This window comes from Promicromonospora sp. NPDC023987, from assembly GCF_040639055.1.
Taxonomy (GTDB): Bacteria; Actinomycetota; Actinomycetes; order Actinomycetales; family Cellulomonadaceae; genus Promicromonospora.
Window position 1 is genome coordinate 1 of the sequence record NZ_JBEZZF010000086.1, and the last position, 20253, is coordinate 20253.

Here is a 20253-nt window from a genome sequence, read left to right on the forward strand (position 1 = left end):
TCTAGATGAGCCACGACAGGATCAGCGCGCTGACTCCGGTCTCGACAAGCTCGACCAACGGGAGGGCAAGCTCGACCAGCGAGAGTCAGACCGGGCGCGCCGCCTCGATCTCCACGGACGGCAGGTGCCGCGCCGGCAGCGTCTTCGGACGCCACGGCTCCCGGGTCTCCTCGAACGCGGCGATCTTGTCCGCCTGCTGCAGGGTGAGCCCGATGTCGTCGAGCCCTTCCATGAGGCGCCACCGCGTGTAGTCGTCGATCTGGAACGGCACGGTGACGTCGTCGGCGGACGCAGTCTTGGCCTCGAGGTCCACGGTCACCTCGGTGCCCGGCTTGGTCTCGAGGATCTTCCACAGGATCTCGAGGTCCTCGGGCGAGACGACGCCCGCGACGAGGCCCTGCTTGCCCGAGTTGCCGCGGAAGATGTCGGCGAACCGGGAGGACAGCACCACCCGGAAGCCGTAGTCCTTGAGCGCCCAGACGGCGTGCTCACGCGAGGAGCCCGTGCCGAAGTCCGGCCCGGCGACGAGCACGGAGCCCGCCGAGTAGGCCTTCTGGTTCAGCACGAACGAGGGGTCGCCCCGCCACGCGGCGAACAGCGCGTCCTCGAACCCCGTGCGCGTGACCCGCTTGAGGTACACGGCGGGGATGATCTGGTCGGTGTCGACGTTGCTGCGCCGCAGCGGGACGCCGACACCGGTGTGGGTGTGGATCTTCTCCATGGTCTGTCTCCTCTCAGCGCAGCGCGGGCTGGCCGGCAGCGGACCCGCCCGGAGCGGACCCGATGGCTACGGGAATGGGCAGGTCGACGACGGACTCGCCCAGCGGGGACGCGCCCACACCGTCGAGCGGCGTGCCGTCGAACGTGGTGATGTCGATGCCTTCCGGCAGGTCGAGGTCACCGACGCTCGACAGGGTGCCCCGGATCGCGGTCGCCGCGGCGACCAGCGGCGAGACCAGGTGGGTACGTCCGCCCTTGCCCTGCCGCCCCTCGAAGTTGCGGTTCGACGTCGACGCCGACCGCTCCCCCGGCGCGAGCTGGTCCGGGTTCATGCCCAGACACATCGAGCACCCGGCGTTGCGCCACTCGGCGCCGAACTCCTTGAAGATCACGTCGAGGCCCTCTGCCTCGGCCTGCAGCCGTACTCGGGCCGAGGACGGGACCACCAGGACGCGCAGGGACTCGGCCTTCTTGCGGCCCTTGACCACCTTCGCGACGGACCGTAGGTCCTCGATGCGCCCGTTGGTGCAGGAGCCGATGAACACCGTGTCGACAGGGATTTCACGCAGCGGCGTGCCGGCAGTCAGGCCCATGTACTCCAGGGCCTTGGCAGCGGTCTCGCGCTCACCCTCGTCGGCGATGTTCGCCGGGACCGGCACGGAGGCCGACAGCGGCAGGCCCTGGCCCGGGTTGGTGCCCCACGTGACGAACGGCTCGAGGTCGGCGGCCTCGAGCACCACCTCGGCGTCGAACCGCGCGTCGTCGTCCGTGCGCAGGGTCCGCCAGTACTCGACGGCGGCGTCCCAGTCCTCGCCCTCGGGCGCGTGCGGGCGCCCCTTGAGGTACTCGAACGTGGTCTCGTCCGGCGCGATCATGCCGGCGCGGGCGCCGGCCTCGATCGACATGTTGCAGATGGTCATCCGGGCTTCCATGGAGAGCGCGCGGATGGCCTCGCCGCGGTACTCGAGCACGTAGCCCTGCCCGCCGCCGGTGCCGATCTTGGCGATGATCGCCAGGATGATGTCCTTGGACGTCGTGCCGGCGGGCAGCGTCCCGTTGACCGTGATCGCCATGGTCTTGAACGGCGCCAGCGGGAGCGTCTGGGTGGCGAGCACGTGCTCCACCTCGGACGTGCCGATGCCGAACGCGAGCGCGCCGAACGCGCCGTGCGTGGACGTGTGCGAGTCGCCGCACACGACGGTGAGGCCGGGCATCGTCAGGCCGAGCTGCGGCCCGACCTGGTGCACGATGCCCTGGTCTGCGTCACCGAGGCTGTGCAGCCGGACGCCGAACTCCTTGGCGTTGCTGCGCAACGTGTCGATCTGCGTGCGGCTCGTCAGATCGGCGATCGGCCGATCGATGTCGAGCGTGGGAGTGTTGTGGTCCTCGGTCGCGATCGTGAGGTCGGGGCGCCGCACCTGACGTCCGGCGAGGCGCAGCCCCTCGAATGCCTGAGGGCTCGTGACCTCGTGCACCAGGTGCAGGTCGATGTAGAGGAGATCTGGTGAGCCGCCCTCGCCTCGACGCACCAGGTGCGCCTCCCAGACCTTCTCCGCCAGCGTGCCGGCCATTGCGGTTCGCCTCCTCGTCAGAAACTACTTTGGGCTTCGACTTGCAATCTCACGTTCCGAGACGGCAATATCGCGGTATGGACGATACTAGCGGAGTCGGCGTCTTGGACAAGGCGGCGTCCGTCCTCGGGGCACTCGAGGCGGGACCGGCAACCCTGGCGCAGCTCGTCTCCTCCACCGGCCTGGCTCGCCCGACGGCGCACCGCCTGGCCGTGGCACTCGAGCACCACCGCCTCGTGGCCCGGGACATGCAGGGCCGTTTCGTGCTGGGTCCGCGCCTCAACGAGCTGGCCACGGCCGCCGGTGAGGACCGCCTGCTGGCGGCTGCGAACCCGGTGCTCATCGCGCTGCGCGACCACACGGGCGAAAGCGCACAACTTTACCGTAGGCAGGGCGATCACCGCGTGTGCGTCGCTGCCGCCGAGCGCCCGGTCGGCCTGCGCGACTCCATTCCCGTAGGGGCGACGCTCAGCATGAGTGCCGGCTCTGCGGCCCACGTGCTCCTGGCCTGGGAGGAGCCGGACCGCCTGCACCGCGGCCTGCGTGACGCGACCTTCACGGCCACCATCCTCTCCGGTGTCCGACGGCGGGGCTGGGCGCAGTCGGTCTCAGAACGTGAGCTCGGCGTGGCCTCCGTCTCGGCGCCGGTGCGCGGGCCGTCGGGCCGGGTCGTGGCCGCCGTCAGCGTGTCCGGCCCGGTGGAGCGCCTCTCCCGGCAGCCCGGCCGGCTGCACTCGGCCGCCGTCGTCGCGGCGGCGAACAAGCTCACCGAGGTGCTGCATCGGTCCGGCGAGTAGCCGGCCCGGTGCGGTGCCCACGGGGTGTACGGCCCGTGAGTGGTCCGTGAGTGTTGGCTCGCCACGCCGGGCCGGGTGATTCCCCAGGTCGGGTTCATATCAGTAGTCTCGTGAGAGACGTGTGCACACCAGGGGCGCACGCGCCAACGTCGGAGGAACCTGATGCCGCCCAAGGTGAGGCTCATCGTCATCTGGCTCGTCGTGATCTTCTTGCTGTACTCGGTCATCAACGACCCCGAGCGCTCCGCCGACATCGTGCTTGCCCTCTGGGACGTCATCTGGGGAGCCATCGCCAACATCGGCAGGTTCTTCGAGGAGCTCTTCACCGGGTCCATGGGCCGCTGACCACGTAAGGTCGGCGGCGAGGCCGACCTTCGGATCGGACCATCGGTTCGAACCCTCGCACCGCAACCGACCACACCTCCGGGGAGACCCGTATGAGCGCGACAGCGGACTTCGTCGTCCCCCACCGCGCCCTGCAGCGGTACATCCTGGCGAACGAGAAGATCATCATCGCCACGCATCGCCACTGGGGCATGCTGTGGGAGCCGATCCTCACGGCGTCGGCCGCCTTCGTGCTGGCCCTGGCCCTGCTCGTCGCGGTCGATCCCAACGTCCGGAACGACATGGGCTGGGTGTGGCTGCCGTTCGCCGTCCTGGGCGGGCGCCTGCTGTACAAGTGGCTGGAGTGGCGCGCCAGGTGGTTCGTGATGACCGACCGCCGGCTGCTGCTGCTCGACGGCTTCCTGGTCCACCGGGTGGCGATGATGCCGTCGGAGAAGGTGACGGACCTCGGGTACGAGCGCACGCCGATGGGCCAGCTGCTCGGCTACGGCACCTTCCTCTTCGAGACCGCCGGGCAGGACCAGGCCCTCGACCGGGTCACCTGGGTACCCCGGCCGGACTCCCGGTACCGGCTCATCATCGCGTCGCTCTTCCACCCGGACGCCGCCGACGCCGAAGCGGCAGCGCAGGCCAACCCGGACATCCGCACGGAGGCCGCCCCGTCGTCGGACACCGCCGCGACCCTGCCGCCCTCGCTCATGCCGCGGATCGGGCGGCGCAGCAACCCGCCGACGCAGCGCATCGAGCTTCCGATCGCCCGGGGCGGTGCCGGTCCGGACAGCATCGCCGAGGAGAGCACGGCCAAGGACGCGACGATCCCCGCGAGCACGGAGCCGACCGGGGTCACCTGGTCGTCGACGGGCGGCGGGGCGGCCCCTGCGACGTCGGGCGGCAGCGGCCCGGGTCGAAGCACCCCCGCCGGGGGCACCGCGCCCGGCAGGACGAACGACGGCGCGCACGGCGAGCACGTGCCCGGCGGGCCCACCGCCGACCCGAACGCCTCCGAGGTGCGGCCCGAGCCGTTCATCGAGGGCGGCAAGGACCCGAAGATCCGCTGAGCGGTGGCCTGCCGCGTGGCAGACCCGGCGGGCCGGCAGACCCGGCAGACCCGGCAGACCCGGCAGGCCCGGCAGGCCCGGGCAGATCCGGGCAGACCCGGCCCGGCAGGCCCGGCAGACCTGGCAGACCCGGGCACTGGCAGACCCGGGCAGGTCCGGCGTGCAAGGGCAGTGGCACGGGCGGGGCGGGGCAGGGCAGGGCAGGGCAGGGGCACGATGCGGGATGCCGCCGCGGCGCAGGACATGCCTGGGGTTGGACGTAGCCGCCGACTGCAGACTTTGTCGCAGCCCTCGACCACGAGTGCAGATTTAGTCGCGGCTGCGACGCCTCCATCCGCGACGAAGTCTGCACTGGCGGAGCGGCGGCGCGCTCAAGTCTGCAGTCGGCGGGGCAGGCGACGGGGCAGGCGGTGCCCGGGTTGCACGGAGCCGCCCAGTGCCGCCGAGTGCAGACTTGGTCGCGGCCCTCGACCGCGAGTGCAGACATAGTTGCGGCCGCGCCCCCTCAACCCGCGACAAAGTCTGCACTCGCCGAGCGGCCGCGCGCTCAAGTCTGCACTCGACGGGGCCAGGACGGTGCAGGACGAAGCAGGTGGTGCCAGTGCGGCAGGGGCGACACGGCCGGATGCGACACCGCCGGATGCGACACCGCCCCAGGCGACATAGCCGGGTTAGCGGCCAAAATGTGTGTCCGCTGACGGGGTCTTGAGGCTGGTCAGATGCCGTAATCCGGGGTCTGTTATGCCCTGGGGGGCATGGCTGCACAGGGTGCTGGACCTCGGCGGGGTTGTCGGGTATGCGGCGGACGGATCAAGCGCAACGGCACGACGAGCGCTGGGAAGACCAGGTGGCGGTGCACGGCCTGCGGGTCCTCGTCCACGCGGTCGCGGCCCGATGTCGCCCGGCGGGCTCAGGCAGAAGCGTTCGTGGACTGGATGACCAGCACCCAGCCGCAACACATGGCAGGCCCCTCGGCGCGCTCGTTCCGGCGCCAGCACCAATGGTGCTGGAACATCGAACCCGTCATCGCGGTCACCGGGCAGGTCTATGACGAGGTCCAGGTCGACGGGATCTACCTGCGCTCGGGCTGGTGCGCGCTGATCGCGATCGCCGACCGACAGGTGATCGGGTGGCAGTGGTGCGACCGCGAGAAACAAGCATCCTGGGCCGCGCTGCTGAGCCAGTTCCCGCCCCCGCAGGTCGTGGTCACCGACGGGCAGGCCGGGATCCTGGCCGCCGTAGCCGAGTGCTGGCCGGCAACCCGGGTGCAACGCTGCCTGGTCCACGTCCAGCGCAACGTGCGCACCTACCTCACCCTCCAGCCCCGCACCGATGCGGGTCGGACGTTGCGCGCGGTGTCGCTGTCCCTGACGAAGATCACCACCCGCGACGCCGCCACGACGTGGTTGACCCGGCTCAACGACTGGCACCAGGCCTACGGGCACCTGACCCGGCAACGCACCTACCGCAACAGCGTGCACGTCGCCGCGGTCCCGTCCTGGACCCGGCCCGGGCAGACCTGGTGGTACACCCACGACCGGCTGCGCAAGGCCTACCGGCTCCTGGCCAAGCTCGCCCGCAAGGACGTGCTGTTCACCTACCTCGACCCGCAGCTCGACGGGCTGGGCATCGCCTCCACGACGAACCAGATCGAGGGCGGCATCAACGCGCAACTACGGACCATGCTCAAGGCCCACCGCGGGATGCCCCCGGACCACGCGCGCCGCGCGATCGAGTGGTGGTGCTACCAGCACAGCGAGAACCCCCGCCCGCCGGCCGACCTCATCGAGCCCGCCCACTGGCAGCGACACGCGCCCGCCAGCGCCATCGAGGAACCCGACGGGCCTGCCGGCTACGACACCCACGCCAGCGCCGAAGAGGGGCTCTGGGCCCGCAAAGGCTGGGGCGGCCACTCATGACACGCCCGGGCCGGGACACACATTTTGGCCGCTAACCCGCGATACCGGCCCAGCACGGCGAAAGGCCCGGTCCGCGTGGACCGGGCCTTTCTGCTGTACCCCCAGTGGGATTTGAACCCGCGCTACCGCCGTGAGAGGGCGGCGTCCTAGGCCGCTAGACGATGGGGGCCTGAACGGATCCGTCGGCCGGAACCGATGGACCTGCGTACCCCCAGCGGGATTTGAACCCGCGTTACCGCCGTGAGAGGGCGGCGTCCTAGGCCGCTAGACGATGGGGGCCTGAACTACCGGTTAAGGACCGGTTGCCGGTGAGAACCGTAGCGCACCATGGTGCCGATCTGCATCGGCTACAGTGCGCTGCGCTCTGCGCTGGGGTACCAGGACTCGAACCTAGACTAAGTGAACCAGAATCACTCGTGCTGCCAATTACACCATACCCCATGGGGGTAACGGCCGTCCGGAGACACCTGTATCCGACAGGTTTTCCGTGGAGGCCCTACCGCTGGAGAACACTACCTGACCTCGGACGGTGGTCAAAACGCAATGGGCGTGCCGTCCGTCACGCAGGCGACATCGTGCCCGTGCGGCGCACGTAACGACACGAAGCGGTGCCGAATCCGACTACTTCCCGTCGTAGCCGAGTGCGGCCGGGAGGTCCGCCAGCGTCTCGATCACCACGACCCCCGCCGCCCGCAGCGCGACCGGGTCCTGCGGGTCCCGCAGGACGCCGTCAGGCAGCGCGGGGCCGCCGTGGTAGCCCGGACCCCGCCGGTGGCCCGCCCGGTCCAGCCAGACGCCCGTCAGACCCGCCTCGTGGGCCGCCAGCGCGTCGACCGTGGGCTCGTCGCCCACGTACGCGGTCCGGACCGGCTCCGTGCCCAGCAGCCGCGCGCCCTCGAGGAACACCCGCGGGTCGGGCTTGCCGAAGCCCAGCGTGTCGACGCCGACCAGCACGGGCAGCTCGTCGAGCCCGGCCAGCTTCAGCTTGCGCTCCTGCAGCTCCGCCGCGGCGTTCGTCACCACGCCGACACGGATCCCCGCCGCGACGGCCGCGTGGACGGCGGCCAGGGCGTCCGGGTGCGCCGTCCACGACTTCTCGAACGTGCCCCAGAACAGCGCGTCCCACGCCCCGAAGGACGACTCCGTGACGGGCGCCCCGCCGAACGTCTCGTGCAGCAGCACCGCCCGGAGCCGGCGCTGCGTCACGTGGTCCAGCTCCCCGCTCGTGTAGCGGCGGTAGTAGCCGCCCGGGTCGGTCCGCCAGTGCGACAGGATCTCCGGTTCCCGCTCGGGCGGGACGTGCGGCAGGTGCTCGGTCCGCACCGCCGCGAGCGCCAGCGCGAAGGCCCCCTTGGTGTCGACGAGGGTGTCGTCGACGTCGAACAGGATGCCGTCCGTCGTCATGCCGTCACCGGGGGCCCTGCCGCCGCGGGACCCGACGCCGCCGGCCCCGTCACCGCGGGTCCCGCCGCCGGGGCCTCTGGCACGACCAGGGCCGGCCGCCGCCGTCGGGCCCACCACAGGAGGACCGCGGCCGTGATGAGCGTGCCGGCGATGCTGACCATGCCCTCGGCGGGCGCGATCTCGGTGATCAGGAGCGATTCCTCGAGGCCGTCGTAGGCGATGGCGAGGCCGAACGCCAGCAGGTTGTTCGCCGCGTGCAGCGCGACGGCGATCTCCAGGCCGCCGGTCCGCCAGACGAGAAGGCTGGCGACCAGGCCGAACACCAGGCGGTCGCCGAACAGCCACGGGCTCTGTGTGCCGTGCGCCAGGGCGAACAGGAGGGCCGTCACGATGGCGGGCACGGCGAGCGCGAGCCACCGCCACCGGAGCAAGCTGCCGATCCACTGCGAGAGCCAGCCGCGGAAGAAGTACTCCTCCCCGGCGGCCTGCAGCGGGGTGGTGAGCACGATCACGGCGGCGAGCGCCAGCCAGCCGGACGCCGGGGTGAGCGGCCACCAGCCGGACTCGTCGGCACCCGGGTCGGCGACCGAGCCGGCATCAGCACCGGTGCCGGCGTCGGCGGTGAGCCCCAGCTGGGTCAGGAGAAGGTCCCCTGCGAGGGTGAGCGGCACCAGGAGGAGCAGCGCCACCCCGATCCCGCCGAGCAGCAGGCGCCAGCGCACCCGGCCCAGGACGGACGAGACCAGCCCCGCACGCCGGGCCTGCGCCCACGTCGCCACCAGGGCGAGGGGGATGCCGAGCGCGAGGCTGAGGTTGGTCACGAGCAGGCCGGCGGGCGAGACGAACCAGGCGTCGGTCATCGACGTCGGGTCCGGCAGCTGCACGCCCGCCGCCTGGGCGACGACGAACGCGACGGCGTACAGCAGCATCGCCCCGGCCGCCAGGACCGCGCAGGCCACGACCGCGGCCAGCCCGAGCAGCGGCCGCCACCACCGGTGGCGCGGACCGCGCAGGGCTTGTGGGTACTCGCGTGGCGCGTGGATCAGCTGTGCTGAGGGCGGCGCGGCGTCAGGCGTCATGGCGTCGGTCACCCCCGCACGGTAGACCAGAACCCCGGCCGGGAGGTGAATTTTACCTGTGGACGGCGGTCTCGGGCAGGCGCGCCTGCGCAGCGTCGATGCGCTTGAGCGTGCGCTCGCGCCCGAGCACCTCGAGCGACTCGAACAGCGGCAGGCCGATCCTGCGGCCGGTCACGGCGACGCGGACAGGGGCCTGGGCCTTGCCCAGCTTCATGCCGTGCGCCTCGCCCACCGCGGTGACGGTGTCCTTGAGCACCTCGGCCGTCCAGCTGGCGAGCGCCGGGTCGGCCAGGGCCGTGCGGACGTCGGCGAGGAGCTCGGCGGCACCGGCCTTCATGGCCTTGTTCCAGGAGTCCTCGTCGAAGGCCGGCTCGTCGAGGAACAGGAAGTCGACGTTGTTCGTGATCTCGGACAGCAGGGCCACCCGGGAGTGGGCGAGCGGCGCGACGGCGTCGAACACCTTGCTGTCGAACTGCTCCTCGGTCCACGGCGCGTACGGGGCGTGGAGCCACGGGTCGCAGGCCGCGGTGAACTCCGGGACGCTCAGGGCGCGGATGTACTCGCCGTTGAAGGCGGTGAGCTTCTTGATGTCGAAGAACGCCGACGAGGAGTTGATGTCCTCGACGCGGAACCGGCGCACCAGCTCGTCGAACGGCAGGATCTCCTCGTCGTTGCCCGGCGCCCAGCCGAGCAGCATCAGGTAGTTGACCATGGCGTCGGGCAGGACGCCCTCGGCCAGGTAGTCCTCCAGCGCCACCTTGTCGCGGCGCTTGGAGAGCTTCTGCCGCTTCTCGTTGACGATCACCGGCATGTGCGCCCACTGCGGCGGGGTCTGTCCGAGGGCCTCCCAGAGGAGCTGCTGCTTCGGCGTGTTGGGCAGGTGCTCCTCGGCACGCATGACGAGGGTGATGTGCTCGTCGATGTCGTCCACGACGTTGGCCAGCAGGAAGACCGGCGAGCCGTTGCCGCGCGCGATGACGAAGTCCTCGAGGTTCTTGTTCGGGAACGTCGGGTTGCCGCGGATCAGGTCGACCACCCGGGTCTCCCCGTCGTCGGGCGTGCGGAACCGCAGGGCGCGGCCCTCGGCGTACTCCAGGCCCCGGTCGCGGCAGAAGCCGTCGTAGCCGGTCTGCTGGCTACCGGTGCGCGCGATGACGGCGTCGCGGGTGCAGTCGCAGTAGTACGCCTTGCCCTCGGCGAACAGTCGCTGCGCGGCCTCCTGCTGGATGCCGGCGTTCTCGGACTGGAAGTACGGCCCCTCGAACGCCGGGTCGTCCTTGATGATCCCGAGGGCCTCCATGGCCGACATGATGCCGTCCACCCACTCGGGCTGGTTCCGCGAGGCGTCCGTGTCCTCGATGCGCAGCACGAACGTGCCACCCTGCTGCTTCGCCACCGCCCAGTTGAACAGCGCGGAGCGGGCGCCGCCCACGTGGAACATGCCGGTCGGGGAGGGCGCGAAGCGGACGCGGACGGCCGCGTCGGCGGCCGAGCCGGTCGAGGTGTCGGTTGCTGAAGTCACGGGCCCAGCCTAGGCCGTGGGACTGACAGTGCGGTCCCGTGCGGCCCGGCTCCGCCGGTCGCGGACCAGGAGCCCGCCGACCGCCACCACGAGCGCGACCAGAAGGGCGACCAGAAGGGCGAGCTCAGCGGCCGGAGCGGGCAGCAGGCACCGGCGACGCGGGACGGCCCACCAGACGCTTCACGTACCGGCGCGTCGGCACGGGCACCGGGCCCTCGGCGGTCTCCGCCTGGTAGTCGAGCGGTCCGGTGTCCGACCAGCCCTGGCGTTCGTAGAACCGTCGTGCCCGCCCGTTGCCCGCCACGACCGCGAGCCATGCCTCGGCGTGCCCCGCGGCGGCGACCCGGTCCTCGCCCTCGGACAGGAGGTCCGCGGCGATACCGGAGCCGCGGTGCGCCGCCGAGACGAAGACCTGCTCGATCTCGTCGCCATGGACAGTGACGAACCCGACCACCCCGCCGTCCGCCACCGCGGCGTCCGCCACCGTGGTGCCCGAGACCCGGGCCGCCGCCCGGGGCCCGAACGACTCCCGCGTGCGGAACGCCTCCAGCTCCGGTGGCACCAGTCCGCGGTGCCCGTCGCCCCAGGCGGCGTACCAGACGTCGGCGATGCCGGGCGCGTCCTCGGGCACGGCCTGCCGGAGCTCGACGTGCCGCACGCGCAGCGGCTCGAGCAGGAAGCGGTCCTCGTCCTCCAGCACGACAGGCTCCGCGCGCCAGCCCGACCCCGCGTACCCGACGAGCGCCGCGGTGTCCCGCCACCGGCTCACGTACGTCAGGGTGTCCGGCCCGACGACGATCTCGTCGCTCAGAAAGCCGTCGAGCGACGCGAACTCCGTGATGCCGCGCTCGATGAAGGCGCGGAACTCGTCCAGCATGCCCGGCCGGACCAGTGCGGTGGAAGACCTGATGATCATGCGTCGATCATGCTGCACCGAACCGTGCCCTGGCCATCGCCACCGGCTCGGCCAGGTCGGGGTCCGGCAGGGCGGCGACGTCCCACCAGCGCACGTCCAGCGACTCGTCCGAGACCACGGGCTCCGCACCGGCGTCCGCCACCGCGACGAACCGGATGTCCAGGTGGTGCACCGGGCGTGCCGCATCACCGGTACCCGGCCGGCAGAACGGCACGACGTGCTCGTCCAGGTGGACCGGCACCGGATCGACCGCCAGCACCAGCCCTGACTCCTCGCGTGCCTCCCGCTCGGCGGCGCCGGCCAGCGTGGTGTCCCCGGCCTCCAGGTGCCCGCCGAGCTGGAACCACCGCTTCGCCTTGCCGTGCAGGGTGAGCAGCACCCGAGCGCCGTCGTGCGACAGCACGAGGGTCGACGCCGTGAGGTGGTCGGGCACGGAGCTGCGGAACACACCGTCGTCGTGCGCCTCGAGGTGCCGCACGTACCGGGCCCTGAGCAGCTCCTGGTCCGGCGTCGGCCCGACCCAGGCGCGCAGCGCCGTCAGCGCATCGCCGTGCAGCGGTGCACCGTTGTCCACCGGCACCTCAGCGACGCACGATCGGGTTGGCCAGGACGCCCAGCCCCTCGACCTCGCACTCGACGCGGTCACCGTGGTCGATCCTGCCGACGCCGGCGGGCGTCCCGGTGAGGATCACGTCGCCCGGCAGGAGCGTCATCGCCTCGGAGATGTACGACACGAGGAACGGCACGTCGAACACCATGTCGCGGGTCCGGCCGTCCTGCCGCGGCTCGCCGTTGACGCGCGAGCGCACGCCGACGTCCTCCGGGTCGAGGTCCGTGTCGATCCATGGGCCCAGCGGACACGAGGTGTCGAAGCCCTTGGCGCGGGCCCACTGCCCGTCGGTGCGCTGGGCGTCGCGGGCCGTCACGTCGTTCGCGACCGTGTAGCCAAGGATGTACGACGACGCGTTCTGCGGCGTGACGTCCTTGCACACCTTCGAGATCACGACGGCCAGCTCGGCCTCGTACGAGACCTCCTGCGTGAAGTCGGGCAGCACCACCGGGTCGTCGGGGCCGACCACCGAGGTGTTCGGCTTGAAGAACAGCAGGGGGCTGGTCGGCACCTCGCCGCCGCCCATCTCCTTGACGTGCTCGGCGTAGTTCTTGCCGACGCACACCACCTTGGAGCGGGGGATCACCGGGGCGAGCAGCCGGACGCCGTCGCCCAGCTCGATGCGCTCGCCGGTCGGCATCGCCGGCATGTACAGGGGGTCGCCGCCCAGGACAGCCAGGAAGGTCTTGTCGCCCTCCTGCTGCACGAGGGCGAAACGGGGGTCGTTTCCGGTGGTGAATCTCGCTATACGCACGTGCTCAATCTACGTCCCGGTCGGCCGTAGGTCAGGCGCGGGCCAGGACCTCACCGTTGAGGACCGCGAACCAGCCGTCCGGCGCCGCCGCCCACTCGCGCCAGCCCTGGGCGAGCTGCTCGAGCGCGACGTCGTCGGCGAGTGCCGAGTCCTTGGCCTGGACCGCGAAGTTGGACTGGGTGCAGCGCTCCGCCCACAGGGCGCCCCACCAGGTGCGGTCGTCTGGGGTCGCGTAGCACCAGACGCTCGCGCCGGGCTCGATCTCCGCCGGGTCGAACCCGGCGTCCCGCACCCAGGAGGCCAGGCGGCGTCCGGCGTCGGGCTCGAAGCCGTACGTGTGCGTGACCTCGTGGTAGAGCATGTTCCACTCGGTGAGCTCCGGGGACTCCGGGAACCAGGTCATGGCCTCGTAGTCGGCGTCCCGCACCGCGACGAACCCGCCGGGCTTCGCGACGCGCTTCATCTCGCGCAGTGCGGCGACGGGGTCGGACAGGTGCTGCAGGAGCTGATGCGCGAAGACGACGTCGAACGAGTCGTCCGCGAACGGCAGCTCGTACGCGTTGGCGTGCTCGAAGCTGATGTTCTTGGTGCCGTGCGCGTCGGCGAGGCCGCGGGCGGACTCGAGCACGTCGTCGGACGCGTCCACCCCGACGACGCTCCCCTGCGTCAGCCGCTCGGCCAGGTCGACGGTGACGGTGCCCGGGCCGCAGCCGACGTCGAGGAGCGTCATGTCGGAGAGCAGGTGCGGCAGCAGGAAGGCCGCGGAGTTCGCCGCCGTCCGACGCCGGTGCGAGCGCAGCACGGACTCGTGGTGCCCGTGCGTGTACGACTCTGACTCCTTCGTCAGGTCCTTCACCGCACCAGGGCTGCTCGGGGCGTCGACCGCGTCTATCGGGTCGGTCCCCGCGGGCTGGGCCTTGTCCCGGACCGTGCCCCTGGGTGTCTCCCTGGGCATGTCGCTGGACGTCTCACTGCGGGCCATGTCGTGCTCGTTGGCGCTGCCGGTCATGGGCGCACTGTATGTGCGCCGTACGGGGCGGCACACCTGCATTCTCATCCCTCGGGACGGCCTGTCCAGCGGAATCGACGGCGTGGCTCGCGCGCGCCGACGTCGGCGACACGGAAGGATGCCCGCATGCCCACGCTCGCCCAGCCGTCCGACCGGCCTGCCGCGGCCTCCCGCGGCACCCTCGGCGGCGCCGTCCGCGGAACCGCCGGCCGGATCGGCCACCACCTGCTCGGCGGCCCCGGCCGGGTCGTCGGGGCCGACGTCGCCCGGGGTCTCGCCGTGCTCGGGATGTTCACGGCGCACGTGGGCATCACCTCCGCCGACGTCGGCACGCTCGAGGGCTGGCTCGGCCTGGCGCACGGCCGGTCCTCGATCCTGTTCGCGACGGTCGCCGGGCTCTCCCTTGCCCTGTTCACCGGCGGCTCCGAGCCGGTCAAGGGTGCGGCGATGCGCACGGCGCGGTCGCGGATCCTGGTCCGGGCCGTCCTGCTGCTGGCGCTGGTCGCGGTGCTGGACCTGTTCGGGACGCGGGTGCTGCTCATCCTCGGCTTCTACGCCGCGTACTTCGTGCTCACGCTGCCGTTCCTGCGGATGCCACCGGGACGGCTCGTCGCGACGGCCGCACTGATCGCGGTAGTCGGGCCGGTCCTCGTGTACTACGGGCCGGAGGCACTGGCCCGGGCCGGGCTCCGCGCGCCGCACGACGGTTCCGGCGCCGCCACCGACTTCCTCCTCACCGGGCACTACCCCGCCCTGGTCTGGATGGCGTACGTGCTGGCCGGGCTCGCGCTGGGCCGCTGCGACCTGCGGTCGCCCGCGCTGCACCTCGGCCTGGTCGCCGGCGGGTTCGGGCTGGCCGCCCTCAGCTCGCTCGCCTCGACGGTCCTCGTGGCCGACGCCGGCGGTGCGGAAGCCATCGAGAGCCGGCTCGCGATGACCTCGGCCGAGTACGTGGTGCCGGCGCCCACCTGGTCCGATCCCTGGCCGCCGCTGGCCGGCCTGTACCTCGAAGGCCCGCACGACGACACGATGTTCGAGGCCGTGGGGTCCGGCGGGTTCGCGCTCGGCGTGCTCGGGCTGTGCCTGCTCGTCGGAGCAGGCGTCCGCAAGGCCCCGACCACGTGGTTCGCGCGTGTGCTGCGCTGGGCCCTGCTGGTCGTGGTGACGCCGCTGGCGGCCGTCGGCGCCCTGGCGCTCACCGTGTACTCGCTGCAGATCGTCACGATCTGGTGGTGGACCCGCACCTACTGGGACCTGCTCGACCCCCCGACCAACGAGCCGCTCGGATGGATGGTGGTCATCACCCTGCTCGCGGCGACGGTGTGGCGGGCGCTGCTCGGCCGGGGCCCGCTGGAGCGGCTGTTCGGCCGGGTCGCCCGGACGGCCTTCCCCCCGGTCCCCGACCGGACTACTGGAAGCTGACCTGTCCGACGATCGTCGTGACGGTGTCGCCGCCGACCCACACCTCGCCGTCGGGCAGCTTGTCTACGTGGACCCGGCCCTGACGGTCCAGGGCCGTCCCCTGCGAGGCGACGTACGACGACGGCAGCACGTCCCCGCCGAGCCACTGCCCGATGCCGGCGTTCAGGCTGCCGGTCACCGGGTCCTCCCCCACACCGAACGACGGCACGAACGCGCGCACCTCGACGGCCGGCTCGCTGCTGCCGCCGACACGGTGCTCGCCGACCGCACCCACCCCGTACTCCCCGACCACGCCGAGCTTCAGGTCGCCCATCGCCACGGGGTCGGGTTCCAGGGCGAGCACGGCCTCGGCGTCGCGGAGCTGGACCGCCACCCAGCCAGGGCCGTTGTCGACCCACGCCGAGCGGACGACGTCCGACACCTCGATGCGCAGCGCGGCAGCGATCTGGACGACGTGGGCGTCGTCGACGGGGCCCGACCGCAGCAGCGGTGGCGCGGCGAACGCGAGTCGCTGGGGCTGGTCCTTGGGCTGGTCCTCGACCTGGGTGTCCGTGACCCCGTCCCGCCGCAGCCGCACGAGGCCCACGCCGCACTCCTGGACCACGCCCTCCCCGCCCGGCTCACCGCCCGCCTCCAGCCACGCGTGCGCGGTGCCGAGCGTCGGGTGCCCGGCGAACGGCAGCTCGCCGCCCGGCGTCCAGATCCGCACGCGGTAGTCGGCGCCGCCGGCCCGCCCGTCGGCCGTGGGCGTGAGCAGGAACGTGGTCTCCGAGAGGTTGGTCCACCGGGCGAAGGCGGCCATCTGGTCATCGGTGAGGCCGTCGGCGTCGTGCACGACGGCGACGGGATTGCCGCTGGTCGGCACGGATGAGAAGACGTCGACCTGGCGAAACGGGTGTCTCATGCCCGCAACGCTACCCATCGTTGAGTGCGGGCTATTTGTTGTCTCGGAGCCGTATGGGCAACAAATAGCCCGCACTCAACGAAGGGGGTCAGGCCGGGAAGATCTGGTTGAGCTCCGCCAGGTCTTCCGCCGTCGGCGTCCAGGTCCAGGCCTGCGCGTTGGCGCGCACCTGCTCGGGCCGCGTGGCGCCCGCGATCACCGACGAGACCTCGGGCCGCGACAGCAGCCAGGAGAACGCGACATCGGTCTCCATCACACCGCGCTCCCGGCAGAACGTGCCGAACCGGTCGAGCGCCTCCCACGGGGCGGTCTCCAGCAGGTGGCGCTTCGCGATGACCAGCCGGCTGCCGTCGGGCCGCGCACCGCCCGAGTACTTGCCCGTCAGCAGGCCGTTCGCCAGGGGGAAGTACGGCAGCAGCCCGATCCCGTACGCCTTCGCCGCAGGCAGCACCTCACGCTCCACGCCGCGCGACAGCAGCGAGTACTCGTTCTGCGCGGAGACGAACCGGGTGCCACCACCGGACCCCAGCGAGCGCGCCACGTGCTCGGCGTCGGCCACCTGCCAGCCCTTGAGGTTCGAGTGGCCCACGTAGCGGACCTTGCCCGAGCGGACGAGGTCGTCGAGCGCGGCGAGCGTCTCGTCGACCGGGGTCGCGGGGTCGGGCGTGTGCAGCTGGTAGAGGTCGATCCAGTCGGTGCCGAGCCGGCGCAACGACGCCTCGGCGGCCCGCACGATGTAGCGGCGCGAGCCGCGCGCCCCGAAGTCGGCGCCGTTCGCGCCCCGCACGTCGAGGCCGAACTTCGTGGCGACCAGGACGTCGTCGCGGCGGCCCTGGAGCGCGGCGCCGAGCAGCTCCTCCGACAGGCCGGGCCGGGCGCCGTAGCTGTCCGCCGTGTCGAAGAAGGTCACCCCGGCGTCGACGGCGGCGTCGACCAGGGCTCGCGCACCCTCGCTCGTCTCGGAGGGGGTGCCGGTGCGGCCGAGGTTGTTGCACCCCAGCCCGATGACGGGAACGGACAGGCCGGAGCGCCCGAGGCGCCGCAGAGGAAGGTCGGACATGCTTGGCACCCTACGACGGTCCGCGGCGGGGCCGGCGGCCAGATCCGGCGGCCGGTCTCGGGCGGCCGGTTCCGACGGCCACCAGTTCTCTTCGAGGCCTAAGTTAATTCGCTTTCGGCGGCCTCAAAGCGAATTAACCTAGGCCTCGAAGAGACGCGGGCGGGCCGGCCCGCCGGGTCGGCGGCAGGGTCGGCAGCGGGAGTGGGCTCGAGCCGGCGGCCGCAGCTCCGGCCTTACCCTGGACCGGTGAGCACAGTCCTCGGCGAGCTGACCGCGCCCGGCGCGCGCGGCGCCGTCGTGCACCCCGCGGAAACGGCTCCCGTCCGGGTGCTAGGTCCCGAGGAGTGGCTTCCCGTCGCGGCCGCGCACGCCCGGCGCGCGGACGACCTCACCGCCGTCTGGCGCGCCGCCCGAGCCGCCGGACGGAAGCACGCGATCGAGGACTTCCTCTTCACGTACTACCCCACCCGGATAGCGCACCTACGCCGCTGGCACCCCGGCGCGGGGTTCGCGCTCAGGCTGCCCGACGGCGGGCCGGGCGCCCCCGAGGCCGAGACCACCGACCCGGACGACCGGACCACGTGGCGGTGGCACGGGACCACCACGGACGAGACCATCACGGACGGGACCACCCACGCGACCACCACGGACCAGCCCACCGACCAGGCCAGCGCCAACGACGACGCCGGCACCACCACGCCCCGCAGCGTCACGCTCGACCTCGACGCCTTCCTCGCCGACCGCGGTGACACGGTCCGGTACGTGCGCGAGCTGCTGTCGGCGACGGCGGCGCGGCCGGGAACGTTCGGCTGCTTCGGGCTGCACGAGTGGGCGATGGTCTACCGCGACCGGGAGGCCGGCCGCGACCAGCGGCACCCGCTGCCGCTGCGGCTCGGTCACGCGGGCACGGACGCCGTCGTCGAGGCGAACCCGGTGCGCTGCTCGCACTTCGACGCGTTCCGGTTCTTCACGCCGGAGGCGACAGGGCGCAACCAGCTGCAGCCCACCCGTGCCGCACAGGTCGGCATGGAGCAGCCGGGGTGCCTGCACGCGAACATGGACCTCTACAAGTGGTGTCTCAAGCTCGGCCCCGCGGTGCCCGGTGATCTGCTGCTGGACGCGTTCGAGCTGGCCCGCGACATCCGGTGGACCGACATGGCCGCCTCCCCGTACGACGTGTCCGAGTACGGCGTCGGCGCCGTCGAGATCGAGACCCCGCACGGCAAGGCCGAGTACGTGCGCCGGCAGCGGGAGTACGCGACGCGGTCCGAGGACCTGCGCTACCGGCTGATCGAGGTCTGCGACACCGTGCTCGCCGCCTGACCACGGACCGGCAGCCGCCGGACCACGACCGCCGCGACCAGCAGCGCGGCCCAGCCGACCCCCGTCACCGTCCAGAACGGCACAGCGCCCTGCACCGACACCTCGGTGAGCAGCTGGAGCGACGAGAGCGGCACGGCGTGGGCGAACACGGCGGGCCAGATCGCGCCGCGCCGCTCGACCAGGGCCGCGAGGAGCGGCGCCCAGGCCGCGATGCCGATCGTGGCGGCGGCGACCTCGGTGGCCGTCAGCGCCCCGACCGACAGGTACGTGAGGTGCAGGGGCAGGTGCCAGAGCATCCAGATCCCGCCGATGAGCACCGATGACCGCCAGAAGCCCAGCCGACGGAGCGCCAGCTGGAGCTGCCCGCGCCACAGGACCTCCTCGCCGAACGTCGAGAACGCGAACAGCACGGTACCCAGCACGATCATCGGCAACGCGGCGAGCAGCACGCCGGCGGGCTTGAGCTGCGCGCCGAACAGCAGCCCCGCGAGGGCCGGGACGACGAGAGCCGGCACCATGACCGCGAGCGCCAGGCCGTAGGAGGCGAAGAGCTCACGCGCCGAAGCGGGCCGTAGCCGCCACAGCCGGGCCAGCTGGTCGCGCCCGAGCACCACGAGGACGGCGACCAGGCTGGCGAGGGCCGGCACGTATCGGCCGGCCAGGACGACGGCGTTCGGTACGTCCTGGCCGACGATCAGGAACGGGATGCAGATCGCGGTGATCAGGACGAAGGCGGTGGTGACCGCTACCACCGCGGCACGGGACTCGGTTCGGGTGCGCATGGTGGCAAGTCTTCTGCCGGCCCGGGGCCGGACACATCGGGGAGACCCCTGGCTGATCCCTGGTCGGTCTGCGGCCCTCCCAGGCTTGTCCCTGAGTAGGTAGTTGCCCTACTTGTCCTGGCACCGCGCGCTTTCTAGCGTCGATGACGTCGCACCCCGGCACACAGGAGCAATCCAGGGAAATCCCAACTTCACACCACGAGGTGAGCCCCATGAGAGTCACCGCACTGCGCACTCCCGTCGCCAGAGCCTTCCTCGGCGCTCTCGCCGTCCTGGCCCTGACGCTCACGGCGCTGGTCGCCGCACCGCGCTCCATGACCCCCACGGCGGAGGCCCACGGCTGGGTCGTGTCCCCGCCGAGCCGCCAGGACCACTGCGCCAAGCGCACGGTGAGCTGGACCTGCAACGGCGTCGAGTACGAGCCGCACAGCGTCGAGGCACCCAAGGGCTCGATGCTCTGTTCCGGAGGGAGCCGCTTCACCACCCTCGACAACGACTCGCTGCCCTGGCCCCGCACGACCATCGGCAGCACGCAGACCTTCCAGTGGACGCTCACTGCCAGGCACCGCACGTCCACCTGGGAGTACTTCGTGGACGGTCAGCTCTTCAAGACCGTGTACGACGGCGGGGCGCAGCCGGGCTCGACCGTCACCCACACGCTGACGGGTCTGCCGAGCGGCAACCACAAGATCCTCGCCCGGTGGAACGTGTTCGACACCGGCAACGCGTTCTACGCCTGTGTGGACGTGAACGTGGGCGGCACGGGGTCGCCCGAGGACCCGACCGACCCGCCCGCCGAGGAGTGCACGGCTGCCGCGTGGGACTCCACCGCGACCTATCTGGGCGGCGACCGGGTCACCTACTCGAACCACGCCTACCAGGCCAAGTGGTGGACGCGGGGCGAGGTCCCGTCGTCCAGCGACGTCTGGGTGAACATGGGCGCCTGCTGACCGGACGACGGCCGGTGCCCGACGTCGGGCACCGGCCCGGGCCCGGCGCCCGCCCAGACGGGAGCGGGCGCCCGGCCGCAATGAACCACCAAGTGGGGCAATCGCACG

19 protein-coding genes and 3 tRNA genes are annotated in these 20253 nt (G+C 72.0%); 7 read left to right on the forward strand and 15 right to left on the reverse strand.

Annotated elements, in window-relative coordinates; all coding sequences use genetic code 11:
* Positions 1-85: 85 nt before the first annotated feature.
* Both leuD and leuC read right to left on the reverse strand, forming a co-directional pair.
* Complete coding sequence (leuD, locus tag AB0F40_RS24695) at positions 86-721, reverse strand: 3-isopropylmalate dehydratase small subunit (RefSeq protein WP_357474103.1); 636 nt, start codon at positions 719-721, stop codon at positions 86-88.
* A gap of 13 nt (positions 722-734) precedes the next feature.
* Positions 735-2291, reverse strand: coding sequence for a 3-isopropylmalate dehydratase large subunit (gene leuC / locus AB0F40_RS24700; protein ID WP_357474106.1), 1557 nt, complete (start codon positions 2289-2291; stop codon positions 735-737).
* Positions 2292-2368: 77 nt separating this feature from the next.
* On the opposite strand from leuC, the gene AB0F40_RS24705 reads away from it, so the two are divergent.
* The 4 genes from AB0F40_RS24705 to AB0F40_RS24720 all read left to right on the forward strand — a co-directional run bounded on the left by AB0F40_RS24705 (position 2369) and on the right by AB0F40_RS24720 (position 6410).
* On the forward strand, positions 2369-3088 hold the full coding sequence (locus AB0F40_RS24705) for an IclR family transcriptional regulator (protein WP_026365378.1): 720 nt from the start codon (positions 2369-2371) through the stop codon (positions 3086-3088).
* A gap of 162 nt (positions 3089-3250) precedes the next feature.
* Positions 3251-3433 (forward strand): hypothetical protein, encoded by a 183-nt coding sequence (locus tag AB0F40_RS24710; protein WP_357474109.1) that lies wholly within the window; start codon positions 3251-3253, stop codon positions 3431-3433.
* A gap of 92 nt (positions 3434-3525) precedes the next feature.
* Entirely contained in the window at positions 3526-4491 is a 966-nt protein-coding gene (locus AB0F40_RS24715) for a PH domain-containing protein (protein WP_357474112.1), read from the forward strand.
* Positions 4492-5246: 755 nt separating this feature from the next.
* The gene (locus tag AB0F40_RS24720; protein WP_357474115.1) at positions 5247-6410 is read left to right on the forward strand and encodes an IS1249 family transposase; all 1164 of its coding nucleotides are present in this window, start codon (positions 5247-5249) and stop codon (positions 6408-6410) included.
* 96 nt (positions 6411-6506) lie between these two features.
* On the opposite strand, the gene AB0F40_RS24725 is transcribed toward AB0F40_RS24720, so the two are convergent.
* The 10 genes from AB0F40_RS24725 to AB0F40_RS24770 all read right to left on the reverse strand — a co-directional run bounded on the left by AB0F40_RS24725 (position 6507) and on the right by AB0F40_RS24770 (position 13704).
* Positions 6507-6579, reverse strand: a tRNA-Glu gene (locus AB0F40_RS24725).
* Positions 6580-6616: 37 nt separating this feature from the next.
* Positions 6617-6689, reverse strand: a tRNA-Glu gene (locus AB0F40_RS24730).
* A gap of 90 nt (positions 6690-6779) precedes the next feature.
* A tRNA-Gln gene (locus AB0F40_RS24735) sits at positions 6780-6851 on the reverse strand.
* 180 nt (positions 6852-7031) lie between these two features.
* Positions 7032-7814 carry an HAD family hydrolase gene (locus tag AB0F40_RS24740; protein WP_357474118.1) on the reverse strand — a complete coding sequence of 261 codons (783 nt, stop codon included), beginning with the start codon at positions 7812-7814 and terminating at the stop codon, positions 7032-7034.
* Entirely contained in the window at positions 7811-8905 is a 1095-nt protein-coding gene (locus tag AB0F40_RS24745) for a CPBP family intramembrane glutamic endopeptidase (protein ID WP_357474121.1), read from the reverse strand. Before AB0F40_RS24745 ends, AB0F40_RS24740 begins: the two co-directional genes overlap by 4 nt.
* A 40-nt stretch (positions 8906-8945) precedes the next feature.
* Positions 8946-10415 carry a glutamate--tRNA ligase gene (gene gltX, locus AB0F40_RS24750; protein ID WP_357474124.1) on the reverse strand — a complete coding sequence of 490 codons (1470 nt, stop codon included), beginning with the start codon at positions 10413-10415 and terminating at the stop codon, positions 8946-8948.
* A 124-nt stretch (positions 10416-10539) separates the two neighbouring features.
* Positions 10540-11331 (reverse strand): GNAT family N-acetyltransferase, encoded by a 792-nt coding sequence (locus AB0F40_RS24755; protein ID WP_357474127.1) that lies wholly within the window; start codon positions 11329-11331, stop codon positions 10540-10542.
* A 7-nt stretch (positions 11332-11338) separates the two neighbouring features.
* On the reverse strand, positions 11339-11905 hold the full coding sequence (locus AB0F40_RS24760; RefSeq protein ID WP_357474130.1) for an NUDIX domain-containing protein: 567 nt from the start codon (positions 11903-11905) through the stop codon (positions 11339-11341).
* 7 nt (positions 11906-11912) lie between these two features.
* Complete coding sequence (locus tag AB0F40_RS24765) at positions 11913-12695, reverse strand: fumarylacetoacetate hydrolase family protein (RefSeq protein ID WP_357474133.1); 783 nt, start codon at positions 12693-12695, stop codon at positions 11913-11915.
* A 31-nt stretch (positions 12696-12726) separates the two neighbouring features.
* Positions 12727-13704 carry a class I SAM-dependent methyltransferase gene (locus tag AB0F40_RS24770; RefSeq protein WP_357474136.1) on the reverse strand — a complete coding sequence of 326 codons (978 nt, stop codon included), beginning with the start codon at positions 13702-13704 and terminating at the stop codon, positions 12727-12729.
* A 126-nt stretch (positions 13705-13830) separates the two neighbouring features.
* On the opposite strand from AB0F40_RS24770, the gene AB0F40_RS24775 reads away from it, so the two are divergent.
* Positions 13831-15126: a heparan-alpha-glucosaminide N-acetyltransferase domain-containing protein gene (locus tag AB0F40_RS24775; protein ID WP_357474139.1), complete on the forward strand. Its 1296-nt coding sequence runs from the start codon at positions 13831-13833 to the stop codon at positions 15124-15126.
* On the opposite strand, the gene AB0F40_RS24780 is transcribed toward AB0F40_RS24775, so the two are convergent.
* Both AB0F40_RS24780 and AB0F40_RS24785 read right to left on the reverse strand, forming a co-directional pair.
* On the reverse strand, positions 15113-16030 hold the full coding sequence (locus AB0F40_RS24780) for a PhzF family phenazine biosynthesis protein (protein WP_357474142.1): 918 nt from the start codon (positions 16028-16030) through the stop codon (positions 15113-15115). The two genes, AB0F40_RS24775 and AB0F40_RS24780, sit on opposite strands and share 14 nt — an antisense overlap.
* An 88-nt stretch (positions 16031-16118) precedes the next feature.
* Entirely contained in the window at positions 16119-17090 is a 972-nt protein-coding gene (locus tag AB0F40_RS24785) for an aldo/keto reductase (protein ID WP_357474144.1), read from the reverse strand.
* Between the two features lie 327 nt (positions 17091-17417).
* Here AB0F40_RS24785 and AB0F40_RS24790 point away from each other — a divergent pair, with 327 nt between their 5' ends.
* Entirely contained in the window at positions 17418-18413 is a 996-nt protein-coding gene (locus AB0F40_RS24790) for a 3-methyladenine DNA glycosylase (protein ID WP_357474152.1), read from the forward strand.
* Here the strand turns inward: AB0F40_RS24790 and AB0F40_RS24795 are convergent.
* A complete protein-coding gene (locus AB0F40_RS24795; RefSeq protein WP_357474147.1) occupies positions 18371-19195 on the reverse strand; it encodes a CPBP family glutamic-type intramembrane protease in 825 nt (274 codons plus the stop codon). The genes AB0F40_RS24790 and AB0F40_RS24795 overlap by 43 nt on opposite strands.
* Before the next feature lie 212 nt (positions 19196-19407).
* Here AB0F40_RS24795 and AB0F40_RS24800 point away from each other — a divergent pair, with 212 nt between their 5' ends.
* Positions 19408-20145: a lytic polysaccharide monooxygenase gene (locus AB0F40_RS24800; protein WP_357474149.1), complete on the forward strand. Its 738-nt coding sequence runs from the start codon at positions 19408-19410 to the stop codon at positions 20143-20145.
* Positions 20146-20253 lie beyond the last annotated feature (108 nt).

Bases quoted from the DNA above. Each gene is read 5' to 3' on its own strand.
- AB0F40_RS24770 (WP_357474136.1), bottom strand. From the start codon at position 13,704: ATGACCGGCAGCGCCAACGAGCACGACATGGCCCGCAGTGAGACGTCC.
- AB0F40_RS24775 (WP_357474139.1), top strand. From the start codon at position 13,831: ATGCCCACGCTCGCCCAGCCGTCCGACCGGCCTGCCGCGGCCTCCCGC.
- AB0F40_RS24785 (WP_357474144.1), bottom strand. From the start codon at position 17,090: ATGTCCGACCTTCCTCTGCGGCGCCTCGGGCGCTCCGGCCTGTCCGTT.
- leuD (WP_357474103.1), bottom strand. From the start codon at position 721: ATGGAGAAGATCCACACCCACACCGGTGTCGGCGTCCCGCTGCGGCGC.
- AB0F40_RS24705 (WP_026365378.1), top strand. From the start codon at position 2,369: ATGGACGATACTAGCGGAGTCGGCGTCTTGGACAAGGCGGCGTCCGTC.
- AB0F40_RS24710 (WP_357474109.1), top strand. From the start codon at position 3,251: ATGCCGCCCAAGGTGAGGCTCATCGTCATCTGGCTCGTCGTGATCTTC.
- AB0F40_RS24800 (WP_357474149.1), top strand. From the start codon at position 19,408: ATGAGAGTCACCGCACTGCGCACTCCCGTCGCCAGAGCCTTCCTCGGC.
- AB0F40_RS24780 (WP_357474142.1), bottom strand. From the start codon at position 16,030: ATGAGACACCCGTTTCGCCAGGTCGACGTCTTCTCATCCGTGCCGACC.
- AB0F40_RS24755 (WP_357474127.1), bottom strand. From the start codon at position 11,331: ATGATCATCAGGTCTTCCACCGCACTGGTCCGGCCGGGCATGCTGGAC.
- AB0F40_RS24715 (WP_357474112.1), top strand. From the start codon at position 3,526: ATGAGCGCGACAGCGGACTTCGTCGTCCCCCACCGCGCCCTGCAGCGG.
- leuC (WP_357474106.1), bottom strand. From the start codon at position 2,291: ATGGCCGGCACGCTGGCGGAGAAGGTCTGGGAGGCGCACCTGGTGCGT.
- AB0F40_RS24740 (WP_357474118.1), bottom strand. From the start codon at position 7,814: ATGACGACGGACGGCATCCTGTTCGACGTCGACGACACCCTCGTCGAC.
- AB0F40_RS24720 (WP_357474115.1), top strand. From the start codon at position 5,247: ATGGCTGCACAGGGTGCTGGACCTCGGCGGGGTTGTCGGGTATGCGGC.
- AB0F40_RS24795 (WP_357474147.1), bottom strand. From the start codon at position 19,195: ATGCGCACCCGAACCGAGTCCCGTGCCGCGGTGGTAGCGGTCACCACC.